Here is a 4,163-nt window from a genome sequence, read left to right as displayed (position 1 = left end):
TTGTAACGAATATTTTTTTAATAACATGCCATTCTAATGAAAGAAACAATATACAAGGTGGTGATGTGTATGGCTGATCAAAAGAGAGAGGCAGAGCGACAGTGGAAATCTAGGAAAGAAAATCAACAACCTCATGGAAAAGTGAAATCATTTGCAGAACTAACCGATAACGAAAAACCGAATGAAAGAAAGCTGTAAAAAAATGAAGAAATCGTAATGTAGTATATTTACGATTTCTTCATTTTTACTACAATTGGAAAGCATAATTTGAATTTTGTACCATTATCGAGGTTGCTTAATATGTCAATGGTACCTCCCATTGCCTTTATAACACTAAATACGACCATCATTCCTAGACCAGTCCCTTTTTCTTTCGTAGAGTAAAAGGGGGACCCAAGTCGTTTTAATTGATCGTCACTCATTCCAATTCCAGTATCTTCTATTAGAAGCTCGATTTCTTGTTCATACGATTTTGTTGAAATTGTTAAAGTTCCTCCCGTAGGCATCGCCTCAATTGAGTTTTTAAGAATGTTAAGCAAACATTGATGCAGCTTTTGTTTTTCACCAAGAACGGAAGATGAATAATGAGGCGGACTATACTGAATGATGACGTTTGCAAAATTAGCCATCGGCGTAATGAGACTAAGAACACTAGCTATCTCGTGATGCAAATCTAACGTTTGCATTTTGTCAATGCTTGGCTTAGCGAATGTCAAGTAATCCGTAAGCACATGATTTGCTTGGTCAATCCCATTGATTGCTATATCTAAGTACACCTTTTGTTCTTCACGCGAGCAATTTTCCGATTGAAGAAGCTGTAAAAAACCGCGTGTGGAAGTGAGGGGATTGCGTATCTCATGTGAAATGGAAGCCGCCATTTCACCAATAAGCTGAAACTTTTCCGCGTTCATAAGTTCTTCCTGGAGTTTTACCTGAGAACGCAAAATTTCTATTAAATAGAGTATTAATATAGTTCCAAACGTACTGCAAAGTTGGTATACAATAATATAGCTCATGTATGCTTTTGGACTTACTTCGGCAATGAAAAATGGAATCCAACCTCCTGAGAATACGGCTGAGATGAAAATGGACAGTACAACTTTCTTAGAAAAGGTAGATTGGATATAAATTCGACGTGTAAATATAAGTACTATAAATAGAATGGTTGAAGCAAGTAGGGTATTATACCCGCCGATACCACCCCAAAATAAACGATATATATTCATTGCAACCCATACGATTCCTCCTGCAACAGGACCACCAATATATGTACTGCTAATTAGAACAATTTGTCTCATATCAAATCGATAGCCACTAAAGGGCTGGGCTGCAAATGTAATGCAAAGAAAGGCAGAGCATATACTTAGAATAATGAAAATGAAGGAACTAAGCTTGGGATGTTGTCTCCCTTTTTGTACCCAGAAAAGATGATATGTTAAGGTAGAAATTAAAATAATTAACATGTTCATCAGCTGGTAGACGATAAAAATCTTCAATACCTAAATCACCTCATTCTTTCAAAGAAAAAATCTTTATAGGTATATAATACTATTATTAGAAAAAAATATAAATACTATAATTTGTCCACATAAAAGTTGTACTAGATGAAGGGTCTGTTGCGGAATTTGGCTCTTTCCATTACAATACATAGGTATGAAGTGATAGTGGATTCTATCTTTTTATAAAATTGAATGGAAGAAAGTCCATGCCAAGGCATGGGAGAGGTTCGCGAACTCCCTCTATAAAAAACTAAGAAAAACAACATCCAGCGGATTTGTTTTGTTTTTTATGAAGTTCAAGAATACTCGTCTTCTAATTTTCTTAAGAGAGAAAAGGAGAATGAGTCGATGATGAAGCAAGAAAAGGCAGTTGTTGTATTTAGCGGCGGACAAGATAGTACAACATGTTTGTTTTGGGCGTTGCAACAGTTTAAGGAAGTAGAAGCGGTAACGTTTAATTATAATCAACGTCATCGTTTAGAAATTGAATGTGCAACAAATATTGCTAAGACACTGGGTGTAAAGCATACGATTCTTGATATGGGCTTGTTGAATCAGCTTGCTCCTAATGCACTAACTCGGAATGACATTGAAATTACGCAGGAAGACGGAGAACTTCCATCTACTTTTGTAGATGGACGTAATCTATTGTTTTTATCCTTTGCAGCTGTGCTAGCAAAACAGTTAGGGGCAAGACATATTATAACGGGTGTTTGTGAAACGGATTTCAGTGGGTATCCAGATTGCAGGGATGTTTTTGTGAAGTCATTAAATGTAACGCTTAATTTAGCAATGGATTATGAATTTGTCATCCATACTCCCCTTATGTGGCTAAATAAAGCACAGACGTGGAAGATGGCTGATGAACTGGGTGCTTTTGATTTTGTTCGTGAAAATACATTAACCTGCTATGAAGGAATTATCGGAGATGGATGCGGAGAATGCCCTGCATGCAAGCTTCGAAAAGCTGGTCTTGATACGTTTATCGCAGAGCGCGAAGGAGCGAATGCGTAATGGAGCATGGCTTTTTTGGTTTTCGTATTGTAGACAATTTACAAAAAATAGATGTGGATATAAAACGGTCGCAGCTAAAGTACCATGCGAAACGTGTAATGGTCAGCAAGGAATTTACATTTGACGCTGCGCATCATTTACATGCATACGAAGGAAAATGTAAAAATTTGCATGGACATACGTATAAAGTTGTATTTGGCATTAGTGCATATCCAAATGAAATCGGAATTGCCGTTGATTTTGGTGATGTAAAGAAAATTTGGAAAGAACAGATTGAAATTTATTTAGATCATCGATATGTGAATGAAACATTGCCACCGATGAATACAACAGCAGAGAACATGGTCGTTTGGATTTTTGAAAAAATGGAAGAATCTTTGGCGAACTGTGCAAAGAAATTTCGAGAAGCACGGGTAGAATTTGTGAAATTGTATGAAACACCGACTAGCTATGCCGAAATGAGACGGGAGTGGATGCTAGTTGACTAGCATTCCGGTTTTAGAAATATTTGGTCCAACCATTCAAGGAGAAGGCATGGTCGTCGGAAAAAAAACGATGTTTGTTCGAACAGCTGGATGTGATTATCATTGTGCTTGGTGCGATTCTGCTTTTACATGGGACGGGTCGGCTAAGGATCATATTAGGCAAATGAATGTAGAAGAAATTTGGGAAGAATTACAGCACTTAGGTGAGAATCGATTTTCACATGTTACAATATCGGGTGGAAATCCGGTGCTGATTCCAGCAATTGGCGAGCTGGTGTCCTTTTTGAAGGAACATCATATTCGAACCGCAATTGAAACACAAGGTAGCAGATGGCAAGAATGGCTTCTTGACATAGATGATGTAACTATCTCTCCCAAACCACCAAGTTCTCATATGGAAACGAATTTTGAAATTCTAGATATGATTGTGGAGCGGCTACGTAATCAGCATATGAGTCTTAAAGTGGTTGTGTTTAATGAAGCTGATTTTGCGTTTGCGAGAGAGGTGCATGAACGGTATTCAGACGTTCCATTTTATGTGCAGGTTGGCAATGACGATGTCTATACGGATCAGAATGCTATGCTCGTAACGAACTTGCTTCATAAATACGAATGGTTAATTAATCAAGTAATCGAATCGAATATGAATGATGTAACAGTTCTCCCGCAGCTACATGCGCTCGTGTGGGGCAATAAGCGTGGAGTATAAGGAGGAGCAGGAAACATGCCGGGACGTAAAAACGAAGAGTTAGAGGATGTAACGCTGTTAGGAAATCAACAAACAAATTATGCGTTTGATTATACACCCGAAGTTTTAGAAACGTTTGATAATCATCATCAAGGACGAGATTATTTTGTCAAATTCAATTGTCCGGAGTTTACTAGCTTGTGTCAATAAGGGCACACTTCTGTGGTGACACAGTCGCTTAAACCTCGTGAATTCAGGGAAGGAAGCGATTCTAATCCTGAGCCAAGCCCGCTTTCGGGAAGGTGCAGAGACTATCGAAATCACACAACTGTGAAGCGAGTTTGTAGCAATTGTGGAAGAGAGTAGAGTACATCAGAAATGATGGAAGCGCGAGGGTTCTTTGTTATATATCGCAGTGTACGAAGAACATGATATAGTCCACCTGCAAATTGCAGATGCCAAAAACCGGACAACCTG

Annotated in this window: 5 protein-coding genes, 1 pseudogene and 1 riboswitch; of the genes and pseudogenes, 5 read left to right on the top strand and 1 reads right to left on the bottom strand. The window is 38.2% G+C overall.

What is annotated here, in order from left to right; translation table 11 throughout:
- The first annotated feature begins 69 nt into the window (after positions 1 to 69).
- Positions 70 to 198 (top strand): DUF6254 family protein, encoded by a 129-nt coding sequence (locus tag AC11ZT_RS11545; protein WP_484059732.1) that lies wholly within the window; start codon positions 70 to 72, stop codon positions 196 to 198.
- A gap of 29 nt (positions 199 to 227) precedes the next feature.
- Here the strand turns inward: AC11ZT_RS11545 and AC11ZT_RS11540 are convergent, their stop codons facing one another.
- Positions 228 to 1,463 carry an ATP-binding protein gene (locus AC11ZT_RS11540; RefSeq protein ID WP_484059734.1) on the bottom strand — a complete coding sequence of 412 codons (1,236 nt, stop codon included), beginning with the start codon at positions 1,461 to 1,463 and terminating at the stop codon, positions 228 to 230.
- Between the two features lie 252 nt (positions 1,464 to 1,715).
- A riboswitch (PreQ1 riboswitch) is annotated at positions 1,716 to 1,759 on the top strand.
- A 91-nt stretch (positions 1,760 to 1,850) separates the two neighbouring features.
- On the opposite strand from AC11ZT_RS11540, the gene queC reads away from it, so the two are divergent.
- The 4 genes and pseudogenes from queC to AC11ZT_RS11520 form a co-directional block, all read left to right on the top strand.
- Positions 1,851 to 2,513 carry a 7-cyano-7-deazaguanine synthase QueC gene (gene queC / locus AC11ZT_RS11535; RefSeq protein ID WP_484059733.1) on the top strand — a complete coding sequence of 221 codons (663 nt, stop codon included), beginning with the start codon at positions 1,851 to 1,853 and terminating at the stop codon, positions 2,511 to 2,513.
- Positions 2,513 to 3,001, top strand: coding sequence for a 6-carboxytetrahydropterin synthase QueD (queD, locus tag AC11ZT_RS11530; protein ID WP_484059731.1), 489 nt, complete (start codon positions 2,513 to 2,515; stop codon positions 2,999 to 3,001). The genes queC and queD overlap by 1 nt, the downstream gene beginning before the upstream one ends.
- Positions 2,994 to 3,707 (top strand): 7-carboxy-7-deazaguanine synthase QueE, encoded by a 714-nt coding sequence (gene queE, locus AC11ZT_RS11525; RefSeq protein WP_484059730.1) that lies wholly within the window; start codon positions 2,994 to 2,996, stop codon positions 3,705 to 3,707. Before queD ends, queE begins: the two co-directional genes overlap by 8 nt.
- A gap of 15 nt (positions 3,708 to 3,722) precedes the next feature.
- Positions 3,723 to 3,890 (top strand): annotated as a pseudogene (locus AC11ZT_RS11520) (preQ(1) synthase); the annotation flags it as partial.
- Positions 3,891 to 4,163: the final 273 nt, after the last annotated feature.

This window comes from Ectobacillus sp. (assembly GCF_056992975.1).
Note: the sequence above shows the minus strand (reverse complement) of the source record. Positions and strands in the feature narration are given on the sequence as shown.

Excerpts from the sequence above, each read along its gene's own strand:
- AC11ZT_RS11540 (WP_484059734.1), bottom strand. The coding sequence starts at position 1,463 with ATGTTAATTATTTTAATTTCTACCTTAACATATCATCTTTTCTGGGTA.
- queD (WP_484059731.1), top strand. The coding sequence starts at position 2,513 with ATGGAGCATGGCTTTTTTGGTTTTCGTATTGTAGACAATTTACAAAAA.
- AC11ZT_RS11545 (WP_484059732.1), top strand. The coding sequence starts at position 70 with ATGGCTGATCAAAAGAGAGAGGCAGAGCGACAGTGGAAATCTAGGAAA.
- queC (WP_484059733.1), top strand. The coding sequence starts at position 1,851 with ATGAAGCAAGAAAAGGCAGTTGTTGTATTTAGCGGCGGACAAGATAGT.